The organism is Paucilactobacillus suebicus DSM 5007 = KCTC 3549, from assembly GCF_001434475.1.
Lineage (GTDB): Bacteria > Bacillota > Bacilli > Lactobacillales > Lactobacillaceae > Paucilactobacillus > Paucilactobacillus suebicus.
In genome coordinates this window covers 109,822-125,243 of the sequence record NZ_AZGF01000006.1, presented here as the reverse complement: position 1 = coordinate 125,243, position 15,422 = coordinate 109,822, and the positions used below count along the sequence as shown (strand labels likewise).

The 15,422-nt window shown below is 41.3% G+C and carries 14 protein-coding genes; 9 read left to right on the top strand and 5 right to left on the bottom strand.

The window, feature by feature from the left end:
• Positions 1–81: 81 nt before the first annotated feature.
• A complete protein-coding gene (locus FD16_RS04165) occupies positions 82–1,434 on the bottom strand; it encodes an APC family permease (protein WP_010620946.1) in 1,353 nt (450 codons plus the stop codon).
• A 371-nt stretch (positions 1,435–1,805) separates the two neighbouring features.
• On the opposite strand from FD16_RS04165, the gene FD16_RS04160 reads away from it, so the two are divergent.
• Together FD16_RS04160 and rarD are read left to right on the top strand one after the other, a co-directional pair.
• On the top strand, positions 1,806–2,369 hold the full coding sequence (locus FD16_RS04160; RefSeq protein WP_010620947.1) for a bifunctional transcriptional activator/DNA repair enzyme AdaA: 564 nt from the start codon (positions 1,806–1,808) through the stop codon (positions 2,367–2,369).
• Positions 2,370–2,419: 50 nt separating this feature from the next.
• A complete protein-coding gene (rarD, locus tag FD16_RS04155) occupies positions 2,420–3,337 on the top strand; it encodes an EamA family transporter RarD (protein WP_010620948.1) in 918 nt (305 codons plus the stop codon).
• A 175-nt stretch (positions 3,338–3,512) separates the two neighbouring features.
• Here the strand turns inward: rarD and purB are convergent, their stop codons facing one another.
• The gene (gene purB / locus FD16_RS04150; RefSeq protein ID WP_010620949.1) at positions 3,513–4,808 is read right to left on the bottom strand and encodes an adenylosuccinate lyase; all 1,296 of its coding nucleotides are present in this window, start codon (positions 4,806–4,808) and stop codon (positions 3,513–3,515) included.
• Entirely contained in the window at positions 4,808–6,112 is a 1,305-nt protein-coding gene (locus tag FD16_RS04145; protein ID WP_010620950.1) for an adenylosuccinate synthase, read from the bottom strand. Before FD16_RS04145 ends, purB begins: the two co-directional genes overlap by 1 nt.
• Before the next feature lie 201 nt (positions 6,113–6,313).
• On the opposite strand from FD16_RS04145, the gene FD16_RS04140 reads away from it, so the two are divergent.
• The 3 genes from FD16_RS04140 (at position 6,314) to FD16_RS04130 (ending at position 8,998) form a co-directional block, all read left to right on the top strand.
• Positions 6,314–7,285: a GMP reductase gene (locus FD16_RS04140; protein WP_010620951.1), complete on the top strand. Its 972-nt coding sequence runs from the start codon at positions 6,314–6,316 to the stop codon at positions 7,283–7,285.
• A 365-nt stretch (positions 7,286–7,650) separates the two neighbouring features.
• Entirely contained in the window at positions 7,651–7,806 is a 156-nt protein-coding gene (locus tag FD16_RS12735; RefSeq protein WP_155804303.1) for a hypothetical protein, read from the top strand.
• Positions 7,807–8,320: 514 nt separating this feature from the next.
• The gene (locus FD16_RS04130) at positions 8,321–8,998 is read left to right on the top strand and encodes a L,D-transpeptidase (RefSeq protein ID WP_010620953.1); all 678 of its coding nucleotides are present in this window, start codon (positions 8,321–8,323) and stop codon (positions 8,996–8,998) included.
• A gap of 407 nt (positions 8,999–9,405) precedes the next feature.
• Here FD16_RS04130 and FD16_RS04125 read toward each other — a convergent pair whose 3' ends face one another.
• Positions 9,406–10,161: a hypothetical protein gene (locus FD16_RS04125; protein ID WP_010620954.1), complete on the bottom strand. Its 756-nt coding sequence runs from the start codon at positions 10,159–10,161 to the stop codon at positions 9,406–9,408.
• A gap of 226 nt (positions 10,162–10,387) precedes the next feature.
• On the opposite strand from FD16_RS04125, the gene FD16_RS04120 reads away from it, so the two are divergent.
• The 4 genes from FD16_RS04120 (at position 10,388) to FD16_RS04105 (ending at position 14,571) form a co-directional block, all read left to right on the top strand.
• Entirely contained in the window at positions 10,388–11,497 is a 1,110-nt protein-coding gene (locus tag FD16_RS04120) for an LCP family protein (RefSeq protein WP_010620955.1), read from the top strand.
• A gap of 279 nt (positions 11,498–11,776) precedes the next feature.
• Complete coding sequence (locus FD16_RS04115; protein ID WP_010620956.1) at positions 11,777–12,250, top strand: FeoA family protein; 474 nt, start codon at positions 11,777–11,779, stop codon at positions 12,248–12,250.
• An 11-nt stretch (positions 12,251–12,261) separates the two neighbouring features.
• Positions 12,262–14,370 carry a ferrous iron transport protein B gene (gene feoB, locus FD16_RS04110; protein ID WP_010620957.1) on the top strand — a complete coding sequence of 703 codons (2,109 nt, stop codon included), beginning with the start codon at positions 12,262–12,264 and terminating at the stop codon, positions 14,368–14,370.
• 21 nt (positions 14,371–14,391) lie between these two features.
• Positions 14,392–14,571 carry a FeoB-associated Cys-rich membrane protein gene (locus tag FD16_RS04105; protein WP_029508274.1) on the top strand — a complete coding sequence of 60 codons (180 nt, stop codon included), beginning with the start codon at positions 14,392–14,394 and terminating at the stop codon, positions 14,569–14,571.
• 106 nt (positions 14,572–14,677) lie between these two features.
• Here FD16_RS04105 and FD16_RS04100 read toward each other — a convergent pair whose 3' ends face one another.
• Positions 14,678–15,196 carry a hypothetical protein gene (locus tag FD16_RS04100; protein WP_010620958.1) on the bottom strand — a complete coding sequence of 173 codons (519 nt, stop codon included), beginning with the start codon at positions 15,194–15,196 and terminating at the stop codon, positions 14,678–14,680.
• Positions 15,197–15,422: the final 226 nt, after the last annotated feature.

Sequence of the window (15,422 nt, the reverse complement as noted above, 5' to 3'; positions counted from 1 at the left end):
AATCTATCAGTACCAAATATTGTAGAACCCTAATTCGTAGTTAATGTGCCCGAGGCCCTTATAAAACGACATCTGATCGCGTTATTTTACACTCTGATTTAGTGCATCCATATCTTCCGCCGCCGCATGCTTCTTCACCACGTAGAAGATTGGTAGTCCAATGGCCACAATTCCTAGTGATGCACATGCACCAACTGGATCTGAGAATAATTCACTGATGATCACGAACAATGCTCCGACAATCGCAATGATTGGTGTTAATGGGAACAATGGCGTCGAGAATGGACGTGGTCCCGGCATCCTCTTGCGCAACAAGAAAACGCCGATGAAAGCTGCCACGTAGAAGCAGTAAACAGTAAAGATACATAGGTCTGACAAATAGTCAGCGTTAAAGAAACCAACCATTAAGCTGGCAATGGCAATGATGACAACTGTAGCAACCATTGGTTCATGAGTTTTAGGGTTAACGTACGAAAGTTTCTTTGAAAATGGCAAATCGTTGCGCTTAGCCATTGCATACATAATCCGTGGGAAGGTCATGATCTTGCCGTTCATACAACCGATGATCGAAATAATAACACCGATATTAAGCAGGCGACCACCAATCGTCCCGAAAGCTTGAGTAGCTAAGTAAGGAGTAGTGTTGTCTCCCAGTTTGTGAATTAAAGCAGCTGGCAACCCTTTGAAGACACCAAACGAAACAACTGAGTAAACAACCAGCACGAACAATAGTCCCATTACAATGGCCTTTGGCAAAATCTTTTGTGGATTCTTAATTTCACCACCCAGGTTGGCAATCAAAATCCAACCATCATAGGCGAACAATGTTGCTAAAACGGCAACACCAAAATTACCAGCACTAGCATGAGCACCAGCAACAGTTTGACCCAATGCTCCCTGATGGCCATAAAAGAGACCAAAGATGATGATGGCAGCAACTGGTAACAACTTGCAGCAAGTAGTAATAATCGCAAAGGCAGCACCGTAACGATTTTCAAACATGTTCAATCCACCGATTAAAATCATAGCGGCTAGGGCTAATGACACGTGCCATGCATTTGATAGTCCAAAAAAGCTGACAAGCAACACAGCTAAATAACCGGCTAGCGAAGCGATAATGGCGGGACCGTAGACGATGATCTGCATCCAGCCAGACAGAAAGCCCCAAATACGACCGTAAATCTTTTCCATGTAGACATACAAGCCGCCAGTATACGGTAATTGGGCGCCAATTTCAGCAATCGTCAGGCCAGCGGTTAAAGTAATTAGGCCACCGACAACCCAGGCTAGCAATGCCGTCGTGGATGAACCGGCACTGTCCAATACTGATGCTTGCTTGAAAAAGATCCCAGAACCGATAACAGTCCCCACGACAAGGGCCAATGCTGACCACAATCCCAACGACCGTTTCAATTCTACTTCTGGTTGTTTCATCGAAAATCCCACCTTTATAAATTTAGTCTGGCTCAGCAATTAATGATGCGTTGCTGAACGAATGCAACTAAAATAACACCTTGATATATTTTGACAAGCTGGGAGTAATACTTAATTGTAATGTTCAAAACATTAAATACAGTTATATCAACGTTTATAGGCCATTTTAAGGCATAATATAAATATATTTATAAAGATCTAAAGTTCTCATAATATAAATATTTTTATATTTAAGATCAATTATTGCACCCACTGATAATCGGTAGTATGGTGAACAGAATACTTTTAGTTAGAATTAGAAAACCAGATACTGATATTTTTTGTAATGCTTTGTTGTTATACTCATTTTAAATCGAAAGAAGGGAAATAATATGAAGCCCAATCAACAACAATGGCAGGCGATTGTAACTAATGATGGTGCTTTTGATAATTCATTTTGTTACGCTGTGAAGACAACCGGTATTTTTTGTCGACCCTCATGTCCATCAAAGTTACCCAATCAAGATAATGTTGCGATATATCAAAGTACGGCAGACGCAATAAAAGCCGGATACCGACCATGCAAGCGATGCCGGCCACTACAGTCTCACGCTCCAAGTGAAATCTGGCTGGCTGAAGTTAATCAAATCATCGATGATACATATAATCAGGATCTTAATCTACAGAAATTGGCAAATATGGTTCATACTTCCCCCTCTTACCTACGTCATGAGTACAAGCACTTGGCCGGTTTAACGCCTCAACAAAAAATCAATAATGTCCGACTTTGTGCAGCACAAAATTTACTGCTTAATTCCAATGAATCGGTCACAAACATTGGTTTTACGGTCGGCATAACTAGTACCGCTTACTTCATCAAACAGTTTCGGGACAGGTTTGGCATCAGTCCCGGGCAGTACCGCTCAACACATACAGCACGCGTTTTACAGCATTAAAATTACTAATCATCGGCATATGATTAGTGATTTGCATAGGAGAGATAAATATGGAAAATAAAAAGCTGGGTATTAACACCGGATTATTAGCGTACGTATTTTGGGGCATGTTAGGTGTCTTTTGGGAAACACTGCATGCCGTTCCCGCAATGGACACACTGGCATACCGAATTGTCTGGTCACTTGTCACAATTGGTATCATATTAACCATTCAACATGACTGGCACACAGTCTTTTCAACCATTAAACAGCTGGCACGTAACCGCAAACTGGGATGGATCATCCTCAGCTCGTTGCTGATTTCGGTTAACTGGTTAATTTACATTTACATGGTGACCCATCATCAAGCAACCGAGGCCAGCTTAGGCTACTACATCATGCCCTTGATTAACGTAGCGGTCGCTATTTTGTTCTTGCACGAGCAATTGTCCAAAACCAAGGTCATTGCTATTATTCTCGTAATTATTGGCGTGGTCGTCCTGACAATTCAGTCCGGCTCTTTACCGCTCAACACGTTGCTGATGGCCGCCTCATTTTGTTTCTACGGTTTAATTAAGAAACAGGTCCAGTTACCAGCAACCATTTCACTAACATTGGAAACACTGTTTGTGATGCCAATTGCCGTGATCTACCTACTGTGGTCGCCACACACAATGTTACAAAATGGGCCACGAATTGCTATCCTACTTGTACTAAGCGGTATCATCACCGTTGTGCCTTTATTACTGTTTGCTGTTGCTACCAAGAACACCGACTTTATTACGTTAAGCTTTATCCAGTACCTGAATCCAACGATTCAATTACTAATGGCCATCGTCTTCATCTTCATTTGGGCCGGCATTGCAGTCTTTGTTTATGGTAGCTTTAGAAGTTACCGCCAATTCCAACAGATGAGGAAAAAGCCGATAAAAAAAGAAACAGTTAAGCAGTCGTTTAAGGGCGTTAGTTCTGTGGAACATGGACGGTAAATTGGGATAAGCTCCATCCTCAAGTTCAGAGAATTACTGCTTCCTGCAGCCGTGTCGAAAGCAACTTCGAAAGCCAGCTCATTGCGCTTAACACAACAAAGACACCATCCCCAAATTCAGGGGATGGTGTCTTTGTTACGTTAATGCTCGTGAGCTAAACGGCTTTCTCCGTTGTCTAGTTGCCGAGTACCCTCTCAAAAATCCGATCTGCATACCTTAGGTGGTAGTGATAATCAAATGCATCATCAATATCGGCTTCCGTTAGCTTGGCCGTGATTTGATCACTGGCTTCCACTAAGTCACGGAACTGGAGCTGTTCATCCCATGAACGCGCCGTTAATGGTTGTACCAAATCGTAGGCTTGTTCACGTGACAAGCCCTTTTCGATCAGCTTCAAAAGTAGACGTTGGCTGTAAATTAAACCGTAAGTCCGAGTCATATTTTTCTTCATTGTCTCTGGGAAAACCGTCAGATTGGCTATAATGTTGTTAAAACGGTGAAGCATGTAATCAAGCAAAATCGTTGTGTCTGGCAAAATCACCCGCTCTGCAGATGAATGTGAAATATCACGTTCGTGCCACAGCGGAATGTCTTCGTATGCAGTCTGAACATGGCCACGAATAACACGAGCTAAACCACAAATGTTTTCCGAACCAATTGGGTTGCGCTTATGAGGCATCGATGATGATCCCTTTTGACCAGCCGCAAAGTGTTCTTCAACTTCATGAATTTCAGAACGTTGTAATGACCGAACTTCAGTTGCAAATTCTTCCAATCCAGTGGCAATTAAGCCTAGGGTTGCAATGTATTCAGCGTGTAAATCACGTGGTAATACTTGGCTAGTAATTGGTAATTGATTCAAACCAAGTTGCTTCATTACACTAGTTTCAACTTCAGGTGGAACGTTAGCATAAGTACCCACAGCGCCACTGATTTTACCAGAGTCGACACCAGCAGCAGCGTGATCAAAACGTTCAATGTCACGTTCTAATTCCGTGTACCAACGTAAAAGCTTCAAGCCAAAAGTCGTTGGTTCAGCGTGTACACCGTGAGTCCGGCCCATCATGACAGTTTCTTTATACTTCTTGGCCTGCTTAGCCACCGTATCCTTAAATGTTAATAGATCTTCACGTAATAATTCGTTAGCCTGTTTCAGCAAGACACCATTGGCAGTATCCACAACATCGGTACTTGTTAAACCAAAATGCACCCACTTTTTTTCTTCACCAAGCGATTCAGAAACGGTCCGAGTAAACGCCACAATGTCGTGGTGAGTGACAGCTTCAATTTCAGCTACTCGTTCTACCGTAAACTTAGCATTTTCGCTAATTTTCTTGGCATCTTCTGCAGGAACTTCTCCCTGTTCAACCCAGGCGTTAGTTGCTGCAATTTCAACGTCAAGCCATGCTTGATAGCGGTTCTTAAGTGACCAAATATTGCCCATTTCAGGCCGTGTATAACGATCAATCATTATCGTGTAGTCTCCTTTGCTTCCCATGGATCAGTCAAAATAATCGTTTGTAAACGATCAGCACCCACCGAAACCGTAGCCAGTGAGATGCCAGTCAATTCACTGAGACGTTTCAAATAATTCTTCGTGTTAGTTGGTAATTTTTCAAAATCGGTAATACCTGTAATATCTTCATCCCATCCTGGCAACTCTTCATAAACTGGCTTGCACTTGGCTAAGTCGTTCAGATTAGCCGGATAGTAATCAATCTTTTGTCCATCGATTTCATAGGCGGTACAAATCTTGATGGTCTTAATACCAGTTAGCACATCAAGTAAGTTCAGGCTGAGAAGGTTGATTCCTGACACCCGTCTGGCGTGGCGCATGGCGACACTGTCAAACCAACCAATTCGGCGCGGACGCTTAGTCACAACACCATATTCATGACCGGTTTCACGAATATAATCACCAATTTCATCATGCAATTCTGTTGGAAAAGGACCATCCCCCACACGGGTGGAGTACGCCTTACAAATTCCCAGCACTGTTTCAATGCGGCTAGGACCTACACCAACTCCGGTCGTGACACCACCGGCAATCGGATTCGATGATGTGACGTATGGATAAGTCCCGTGATCGACGTCCAGCATTACCCCTTGAGCACCTTCGAATAAGACATGTTCACCCTTATCCAGTTCATCATTAACTAAAACTGAAGTATCAGTCACATACTTTTTGAATTGTTGACCATACTCATAATATTCATCGAAAATATCTTCAAACTTCAACGGTTTAACGTTATAGACCTTTTCAAATAAAACATTTTTCTCTTTAAGATTAGCGCGAAGCTTGGCTTCAAACGTTTCTTTATCAAGCAAATCGGCAATACGAATGCCAATTCGTGAAACTTTATCCATATATGTTGGTCCAATCCCATTTTGAGTGGTTCCAACCTTTTGTTCGCCTTTTGCCTTTTCTTGGCACTTATCAAGTAGGATGTGATATGGCAGTGTGACGTGTGCCCGACTGGAAACTCGTAGGCCAGATTCGTCAACGCCTTGTTCTTTCAGATAGCCCAATTCTTCGATTAGTGCCTTCGGATTAACGACCACGCCGTTTCCGATTACACTAATTTTTTTGCTAGAAAAAATTCCAGATGGAATTAGACGTAGTTTAAAGGTATGTCCGCCAAATACAATGGTATGACCGGCATTGTTGCCGCCTTGATAGCGAACAACCATGTCAGCTTCCTGACTTAAATAGTCAGTCATCTTACCCTTTCCTTCGTCACCCCATTGGCTACCCACAATCACAACAGAAGCCATATTTCATTCACCTCATTAAATTCGTATTTCACTCACCATGCCAGTGTAACAATTAGGAATCATGAGGTCAAGTAAAAACCGAACTTTAAAGAGAAAAAATATCGCTAATATCCGTAGTTATTGTTGACAACCCGAACATTACCGTATATATTATCTAGTGGTTTCAAAAGAAGAGAGACATTTAAGTAAGGAGTGGCAATTATGGACACATTTGATTACGATGATATCCAACTAATTCCCAGCAAGTGCATTATCAAGAGTCGTCACGACGCAGATCCAAGTATTCAGTTCGGACCACACCGTTTTAACATTCCGGTCGTGCCGGCTAACATGGAAAGTGTGATTGACGAACCACTGGCTATTTGGCTCGCTCAAAACAACTATTTTTACGTCATGCACAGATTCCAACCTGAAAATCGTTTGCCATTTGTGCAACACATGCACAGCCAAGATTTATTTGCATCAATTTCAGTTGGTATTAAGGATGCAGAATACGAATTTATTGACCAACTAAAGGCCGCCGGAGAAACTCCCGAATACATCACGATTGATGTTGCTCATGGTCACTCAGATTATGTGATCAATATGATTCAATATATAAAGGAAAACTTACCAGATGCATTCGTGATTGCCGGCAACGTGGCAACTCCTGAAGCTGTACGTGATTTGGAAAATGCTGGTGCTGATGCCACTAAGGTCGGCGTGGGTCCTGGTAAAGCCTGCATCACCAAACTAAAAACTGGTTTTGGTACCGGTGGTTGGCAACTAGCAGCCGTTCGTCTATGTGGTAAAGCTGCACGCAAGCCAATCATTGCTGACGGTGGTATCCGTCACAATGGCGATATTGCGAAATCAATTCGTTTTGGTGCATCAATGGTCATGATCGGTTCCATGTTAGCTGGTCATCAAGAGTCACCAGGCAACATGATTAAAATTGACGGAAAAGATTATAAACAATATTGGGGTTCAGCATCAGAAGTCCAAAAGGGCGCCTACCGTAACGTAGAAGGCAAACAGATGCTAGTACCATTTAGAGGTTCAATCAAAGATACACTCAAAGAAATGGAAGAGGATTTACAATCATCAATCTCGTATGCCGGCGGTAAAGATCTAGAATCGATCCGCAAGGTAGACTACGTGGTGGTAAAGAATTCGATTATGAACGGGGACTAATCCAGAGTGTGGATCCAGCACGGGTTGAGACCGGTGTATAAGAGAGCTAGAGACATTGATTGTTGGGTTTTAACAATTAATGTCTCTAGCTCTTCTTATACGTTAGGTCTCAGTGCTGGCGGAACACGTTTAAAATAAATAGAAAAAAGTGCGCTGTACCAGTTTTAAACAACTAATCGGCCTCTATGTTTTACCCGTTAGATACCAGCACCCAATAAATAAGTCCCAAATCATCAATAATAATTACTTTATCTTAAAATAAAGTAAATTAAACAACATAAACCGTTTTCAATCCATACCAGGCGTACCATTTGCGTGTATAATACGGAGTAATATAGTTTTGATCGATAACGGAGAAAATGGACATGTACGTAATTGATAAGAATGATCGCTATCTTAATATTATTATCGGTGCGCTGATATTTGCACTAATTACGTCACTGGTAAAAACTCGCTTTTACTTAGTTGCTCTTTGGGAAACCGGCCTGCAAGAGTTTCTGGCGACCCCCCCAATTTTTTAGAAAGATTATTAGCATTTCTTAGTGCGCCTGGTTTTTGTGTGCTCTATGTATTTCTTATCTGGTTTTTCCTTTGGGGTTTTAAGCATAAGTTAATCGCGTTTTGGTCACTAATCACTTTTTTCAGTGGTGAAATAATTTTTATATTAATTCGATTAATGACCTACAGATCACTCCCGACTGGCCATCCCAAAAATTTATCAATGTCTTCATTCCCGAACCACCATTTATTTTCGCTTGGCATTATTTTTTACATTGTTTATATTGCTGTCATACCTCTGATCAGATCAATTTGGCAAAAATACCTTCTAATCTTTTGTATGTTAGCAATTGCAGCAATACTACTAGTGGCAGAAATAAAGTTGAAAATCGCCTATCCACTGGACCTATTTGCCAGTGTTTCGCTGGTTTATCTCTGGATGCAGATTGCACAACTCATTTACACTAAATGGTTTGGTAACCTTTGGGATATACAGATTTTTAAAAATTCGGATTACAATTAATGGGGCATATATAAATGAAGATTAACAAGAAAAAAATCATTATGGCACTGGCTTGTTGTTTGGGACTAGTTTGGGGACTTCATCTCGTCATGGGATTTGTTAGCCCAAGCACTGAAACCAAGGCAGCGGCACTCTACACAAGCAGCACAAGTAGTAATTCATCATCCTCAACATCAAGTAGCAGTTCAAGCTCAAATACCAGTACTAAGACAGCGAGTTCATCAACAACCACGAGTAGTGTAAAGACTGTCAATTGGCGTAAACCGTCTGAAAATAGGGCCTACCCTGATCTAACCAAGTATCCAAAAGTTTGGTTTGATGTAAATATTGAAAATCAACGAGTTTACATTCGTGACGGTGCTGACAATAATAAGATTCTTTACACAATGTATTGCTCAACGGGTGCCAACAATGCCACCCCTCGTGGTACGTTCTACATCCAAGCACAGCGTGGTCTGCACTTTTACAATGCAAGCGAGCAAGAAGGTGCTAACTACTGGGTTTCTTGGTTAAACCATGGTGAATACCTGTTTCACAGTGTGCCCGTTGACGCCAACGGCAACTACAAAACTTCAGTTGCCAATAATATTGGTCACAAAGCATCTTCGCATGGATGTGTTCAGTTAACAATTCCTGATGCACAATGGGTTTATAACAACGTTCCTTACGGCATGAAAGTGGTCGTACATTAAATCTGTCAACCGGGTTTAGGATGAAATTAAGCTTAACCGTTGTTGAACAAGCAATGTTAAAGTATTCTAAAATAAATCATGTTTAATGCAAACGACACATTATTTATGAAATGTGCCGTTTTTCTGTTTTTTTATATTTTGGGACTGTGTGAAAAGTATAGCGTTCAATGAGATAATCTTCTTAGCTCCTCTCAATTTTTTCACGTGTGAAAAAGTGCAAATGCTCATAAATAAGCCACGTCAGCCACTAACTGCATAGTTTCTTAGCCCCTCTCAATTTTTTCTGTCTAAACGTGTGAAAAAGTGCAGATGCTCATAAATAAGCCACGTCAGCCACTAACTGCATAGACCGCAGTTAATGGCTGACGTGGCTTATTTACCAGCATTTTAACGCACTTTTTCACACTCTACTTGATTTCATAAACCGTAAACGCCGTCTCAACACCCTTTTGTAACTCGTGCTCAAATTCATATCGATCATAGAGTCCTCGTTCAAAACTATTTAATCTCGTTCTTTCAACCGCATCCAGGTTAATGATTTCTTGTTGCCGGCGTTCTTGTTCCTTATAATCCATTTCTTCAAATTTCGACTTTTCATCAGTAAATGGCTGGATATTTTCGCGGTAACTGTTAATCATTACGTATTTATAAGATGTGAGATCTTCCTGCACCTGTTTTTGGATCATCTCGATACCTTGATAAATATTTTCCATATCAAGCTTCTCCATTAAATTGGGAGCTGGCGCAAAGATCATCGACTTGTATATGTCTTCTTCGGAACTTTGCTTGTTAATAATGCGATCCTCAACTCGTTGTCTCTCCGTTTTCTGATACCCTTTTTGAATCGCATCCGTATTGAGAACATGATCTTTATCAAGAGCAATTTCTTCTATATTGCTAACTCCTAAAATCGAATCCTTTGGCAATGGCTGATTTTTAATGGTCGCATCGATACCCTTAAGTGCCTGTTCTGGATGATAGAAAATAACGAACGTCAGGTTAGTCCGGATATCATTCACAAGTGCATCAAAATCAACTCCCAACAAATTATTATCGTTCATCTTGCCGTATTTGAGCAGATGGTGAGCCAATAACTGGTTGAGATTAATGCCATACTTTCGATTGGCACTTAGCAGCACATAGTTCGTGATCATCTTTATCATCTAACCTTTCCTAATGGGCAAGCAGCGATCATTTCGTCTTCTATTTATGACGATTATTTTAAACAATTTTGGTTAAATCTGATTCTTATACTATGTATTATAATACATTAACAATTTCTAAGCACTTTCTTGACAATTCATCTTGTAATCGTATTCCATGCGCATACCATCAGTTGTATAATTAATCTTAATTGAAATTACGAACGAAAGCATAGGTCATCGATTCATGGAACAAGAAACGCGGCAACAGCGCTATAATCATCGTCCTCCAAAGCAAAATCGAGGCATTATCTTATTTATCATCATCATTGTTCTTTTTGGTGTCATCAAAATTGCGTACAGTACATACAGTTCACTGAATAACACTGTTCAGAATTCTTACAAGGGTGCCAACATTAAAAATCGGCGCAACGTGTCTAAACTAATTAAAAACAAAAAGCCCATCTCAATTCTGTTACTAGGAACAGACACTGGGTCGCTTGACCGTAGCTATAAGGGGCGAACTGATACAATTATGCTAGTGACCGTCAACCCGAAAGAAAAGAAAACGTCACTATTTTCAATTCCGCGTGACACAATGGTTGCTATTCCGGGTTACGAAAATGATTTCCCCGAGAAAATCAATTCCGTTTATACCTATACTAATATTAGTGATACGGTCAACACCATTTCTAAGTACATGAACGTCCCAATTGATTTTTATGCCCTTGTCAACATGGGTGGATTGGAAAAGCTAGTTAATGAAGTCGGTGGTGTCACGATTAAATCACCACTGACCTTCACGTTCAGTAACGATACGGCCCACGAAACCGGGAAACACCGCTACAAATTCTACAAGGGATCATCCACATTCAAGTACGCCAAAGATGGGGTTCATTTTAAAACCTATCACAAAATGAACGGCCAAGCTGCACTAGCATTCTCTCGGATGCGTTACATGGATCCAGAGGGGGACTACGGTCGGACTAAGCGGCAACGCATGGTGATTACCGCTATTTTAAAACAGTCGGCTAGTCCTAAGATGCTATTCAATAAAGCATTCATGAAGTCAATTTCCAGCAACGTCCGAACCAATCTAACCTTCAAACAAATGATGTCAATCGCTGCATCGTACTATCAAGCTAAGAACAACGTTTCCACAAAGTCTGCAACTGAAAATACCGTGATGCATAACGGCGTTTCATACCAAGTCTTCTCGAAGTCTGAAAAACAAAAGGCCACTAATCAGTTACGTTCAGACCTTGAATTGAGTCACGCCAAAACTGGACCAATTCTTGCTGGTGACAAATCAAAAGTCACTGTGCCGTACGATATTGAAGAGGTTCTGGATCAATAATTCCAAAATTATATTGAAATTACATTGCAAAAAAAGTTTGCAATGTAATTTTTTTAGTTTAGATAGTGTTTTAGAATCATTCCAAACTAAATATTTAGTTTCATTCATATCGCGCTTGTTCATGTATTCATTTGTTGAGATTTAGTATCAGGTATTGGCTAAAGCCTTGCTAAATCAACACTTAGACCGTTATTGACATTGACGCATTACAGTATAAATGAGAAAATAATGAGAAATTAGCATTACAATACATAGAACTAAGTGATTGGAGGCCGCACTTTGAAGACACTCGCAGAACTTAACCGCCGTGGTAACTACATAATTATTGGCGTTAAAGGTGATCACAAGCTCACTAAACGACTGTCAGAAATGGGCATCATCGCCGGTAAAAGTGTGACCGTCATCGCAACATCTTCTGGCCCCATGGGCATGATGATCTATTTTCAAGGACAACGTTTGGCCATTAGTAAAGAGGTCGCTGAAAAGATCAGCGTTCGCAACATATCTGATGACGACGACGTCGAACTTCAGGAACTTGCCGAGTTACACGTTGGTGAATCGGGAATTGTGGTTAAACTTGTTGGTTCAAAGCAATTGCGGAAACGATTGCTGGATATGGGACTGACTCGGGGCACGATGCTCAAGATTAACCAAATTGCGCCATTAGGCGATCCAATTGAATTATTAATTCGCGGGTACAAACTCAGCCTGCGTAAAGCTGATGCGCAAAGCATCATGATCGAGAAAGTCTGAGGTGATTTTTTATGACAACACTCGCCCTTGTGGGAAATCCGAATAGTGGTAAAACCACCCTATTCAACACACTAACCGGCTCCAACCAGCATGTCGGCAACTGGCCCGGCGTCACGGTTGAACGAAAAGAAGGCCAGTTAAAACAAGATCATACATACATTATTCAAGATCTGCCAGGTAGTTATTCACTATCACCTTACAGTTCTGAAGAAGTGGTTACTCGAAATTTTCTAATCAATAACCGGCCACGCAAGGTGCTGGACGTTGTTGACGCGACCAACTTAGAGCGTAACCTCTACTTGACACTGCAAGTGATGGAAACTGGCACACCAATGGTCCTCATTTTAAACATGATGGATCTACTAGAAAAACAGCATAACCGCAAAATTAATTTAAAAAAGCTGGCCTACATGCTTGATATGCCCGTCGTGGGTATCAGTGCCCTCAAGCACAACAACATTGATAAACTGGTTGATAAAATTCACGATGATGAAAAAACATATGCGATGCCAACGTACGATCCCCGGCTGGAATCAGCGATTGAAATGATCAAAAACCTGATTAAAGATCGGGTTGATGAAGACCAAACTCGTTTTTATGCCATTAAAATTTTTGAACGTGATCAAGATATTACTGATCAATTTGAATTTAGTGACAAACAATTATCTGACATTGATGACATTATCAAAACGGCTGAAAATATTTTCGATGACGAAAGCGACAGTATCGTTGTTAACGCACGATACGACTACATTGCTCGGATTATCAATATGTGTGTCATCGACAATGGTGACTTCAGTATGTCAGTCAGTGATAGAGTTGATCGAATTGTTACCAACCGTTGGCTCGCTTTGCCAATCTTCGTGTTGGTAATGTGGGGCGTTTACTACCTCTCAATTCAAACTGTTGGCACAATTGGGAGCGATTGGATTAATGACCACTTGTTTGGCACCATCCTTCCCACGGCTGCTACCAACTTTTTAACTTTCCTCCACGTGGCACCCTGGTTAAAAGGCCTGATCGTCGATGGCATTATCGGCGGGATTGGTTCAGTGCTGGGCTTCCTACCGCAAATCATTATGCTATTTCTTTGCTTGGGAATTCTTGAAGATTGTGGCTACATGGCGCGCATTGCATTCGTCATGGATCGATTGTTCCATCACTTTAATTTATCAGGTAAATCATTCATTCCAATGTTGATTTCCACTGGTTGTGGGGTGCCAGGTATTATGGCCACCCGAACCATTGAAAATGATCGTGACCGCAGAATGACAATTATGTTGACCACTTTCATGCCATGCTCCGCGAAGCTAACCATTATCGCATTGGTTTCTGGAACATTCTTCCCGAATAACTCATGGGTTGCTCCATCCGCATACTTTCTTGGCGCGTTAGCAGTTGTCTGCTCGGGTATTTTCCTTAAAAAAACCAAGATGTTTTCTGGCGACCATTCACCGTTTGTCATGGAATTACCGGCCTATCATTTACCACGATTAGATAACACACTCCGTAGTGTTGGGCAACGAGCATATGCCTTTGTTTATAAGGCTGGCACAATTATTTTTCTATCCTGCGTGGCCATCTGGTTTCTTTCCAGCTTTAACTTTAAATTACAAATGGTCGGCGAGAATAGTAGCATTCTGCAAGCAATGGGCGCATTCATTTCACCTATTTTCGCACCACTTGGATTCGGTGACTGGCACGCCACAGTTGCCGTCTTGGCTGGCTTGATTGCCAAAGAAAACTGCGTTGGTACGTTGCATATTACATTTGCCGGTGCCGGCAGTGCCACCGCCTTTCACGAAGTTTTGCGAGCTAACTACTCGGCAATGGCTGGTTATGCATTCCTAGCATTCAACATGCTTTGTGCTCCTTGTTTCGCATCAATTGGAACAATGTATAAGGAATTTGGGGATGCCAAATCAACATGGCGTGCCGTTATTTATCAAACTTCTGTTGCCTACATGGCAGCCTTGATTATTTACCAAAGTTCATTGTGGGTAAACCACGTCTTTTCACCAGTTGGCGTGGTTCTCGCCGCAATCGTGATCGCTTTAATCTTCTACGGATTATTCGTTAAACACGCACAAAGTGATAGTGAAGCTGTAGTCAGTCTTTAATAACAGAAAGGAAGTTCCATCATGTCAACCATCATCATTGCCGTTATTGTTTTTGGGTTAGTTGGATTCGTTGTTTATAACCGGTTCTTCAAAAAAGGACATGCGGCTGCCAGCTGCCACGAGTGTTCCGAAGTCGGTTGCCCGTTAGTTCAGCAACAAAAGGCCATTAAGGCTCTTACTAAGGATAAAACCGCACAGTAGTGAGTTAATTTAGAAATAAAAAATAGGACAGATCTCCAAATCGGGGATCTGTCCTATTTGATTACGTGAAGCCTTAAAGAAACCCATTCTTTAAAAGCACTCCACTTTAACCAACTTCCGAAGAATTTAACTGTGAAACGACACCTAAATAGTAATCATCGTGTTGGAGATAGTGGATCGTTTGTTGTGCCCGTGCACCTTCAAAATTCTCAATCGTTTGGAAGGCTTCTCGGCGTGAAATGTGTTTAACGTGTTCGCGACCACAATCTGCTTGCGTGGCGTGCAATAAATTACTTGCTTCGTCCTTGTTGCGGGCTCGAACAACATACATATTACCTATCGCATCTGAACAGATGTAATAGAAGTGACGCTGTGATGCATCTGGATCATCAGCAACCAAAACTGGACGTTTGTATGCAGATAATAACTTATTGACCTGGTCTAACTCTTGGTGCATTTCATTAAATTGACTGCATAAATCGCAGGTATCAGCTTGGCTACCAACATGGTGTTTGCCTTGCTGGCTATCATGCATATTCATAATATCTAACAATTGGCCCATTAAAATACCACGATATTTTTTAAACTTAAATCTATTTTGACCTTCATCATTATTACTTAACATACGCGCTTACTCCTTTACTAACTGCTTTAAATGCATGCCTCCCATGACACGCCTAATTTTTATAACCGTAAAATACCAATTCCTCAATCGAAAATCCGAGTTGGCGATTTTTCTCATCCCCACAACGAGACTAGCAAATCGCAAACCGGTGTCCATTTTACAAAACGGACGGCTCCCCAGATCTCTGTCTTTTATTCTGATATCTAATATCAAACGTTGATAGCTT

Bases quoted from the DNA above. Each gene is read 5' to 3' on its own strand.
- purB (WP_010620949.1), bottom strand. From the start codon at position 4,808: ATGATTGATCGTTATACACGGCCTGAAATGGGCAATATTTGGTCACTT.
- FD16_RS04105 (WP_029508274.1), top strand. From the start codon at position 14,392: ATGTCAACCATCATCATTGCCGTTATTGTTTTTGGGTTAGTTGGATTC.
- feoB (WP_010620957.1), top strand. From the start codon at position 12,262: ATGACAACACTCGCCCTTGTGGGAAATCCGAATAGTGGTAAAACCACC.
- FD16_RS04140 (WP_010620951.1), top strand. From the start codon at position 6,314: ATGGACACATTTGATTACGATGATATCCAACTAATTCCCAGCAAGTGC.
- FD16_RS04120 (WP_010620955.1), top strand. From the start codon at position 10,388: ATGGAACAAGAAACGCGGCAACAGCGCTATAATCATCGTCCTCCAAAG.
- FD16_RS04100 (WP_010620958.1), bottom strand. From the start codon at position 15,196: ATGTTAAGTAATAATGATGAAGGTCAAAATAGATTTAAGTTTAAAAAA.
- FD16_RS04130 (WP_010620953.1), top strand. From the start codon at position 8,321: ATGAAGATTAACAAGAAAAAAATCATTATGGCACTGGCTTGTTGTTTG.
- rarD (WP_010620948.1), top strand. From the start codon at position 2,420: ATGGAAAATAAAAAGCTGGGTATTAACACCGGATTATTAGCGTACGTA.
- FD16_RS04125 (WP_010620954.1), bottom strand. From the start codon at position 10,161: ATGATAAAGATGATCACGAACTATGTGCTGCTAAGTGCCAATCGAAAG.
- FD16_RS04165 (WP_010620946.1), bottom strand. From the start codon at position 1,434: ATGAAACAACCAGAAGTAGAATTGAAACGGTCGTTGGGATTGTGGTCA.
- FD16_RS04160 (WP_010620947.1), top strand. From the start codon at position 1,806: ATGAAGCCCAATCAACAACAATGGCAGGCGATTGTAACTAATGATGGT.
- FD16_RS04145 (WP_010620950.1), bottom strand. From the start codon at position 6,112: ATGGCTTCTGTTGTGATTGTGGGTAGCCAATGGGGTGACGAAGGAAAG.
- FD16_RS12735 (WP_155804303.1), top strand. From the start codon at position 7,651: ATGTACGTAATTGATAAGAATGATCGCTATCTTAATATTATTATCGGT.